Here is a 448-nt window from a genome sequence, read left to right as displayed (position 1 = left end):
TATTTAAACTAGGCTTTAAAAAATTGTTTGCAGCACATTCTATTTTTTGGGATCATCCCTTATGGACACCATTTTTCTTGTTGAGTTCCAAATACCGATCACTGCTGCCAGTATGATTATATTTTTCATGACATACTGACCTTTCATGGTTAATACAAATGGGAAATGGGAAAACATTTGTTCGGGAAAAATGAAGAAGGTTGAAAAAGTTCCTAACATATGCAGGAAAAGTAAGCCTAAAGCCCATTTCAAAAACTTCCCCGATAACAAGGATATGCCAATAAGGCTTTCAAAAATAGCCAATATAGGCATACAACTTCCTTGTGGAAAGAATTGGCCGGTGAGGGTACAAATGGTTGAGGAAGCCAAATCTTCCGCCGGGCTTAGCCCAACAAAAAATTTAACCATCCCAAACCAGATGAAAATTATGCCAATGCTCCACCTTAAA

The 448-nt window shown here is 37.5% G+C and carries 1 protein-coding gene; it reads left to right on the top strand.

Going from position 1 to position 448, the window contains the following annotated elements:
• Positions 1-190: 190 nt before the first annotated feature.
• On the top strand, positions 191-448 hold a 258-nt coding region (locus RM529_RS17800), incomplete at its 3' end, for a hypothetical protein (RefSeq protein ID WP_311486068.1).

The sequence above is a fragment of the Autumnicola edwardsiae genome, assembly GCF_031846505.1.
Taxonomy (GTDB): Bacteria; Bacteroidota; Bacteroidia; order Flavobacteriales; family Flavobacteriaceae; genus Autumnicola; species Autumnicola edwardsiae.
This window is presented reverse-complemented; position numbering and strand designations above follow the sequence as displayed.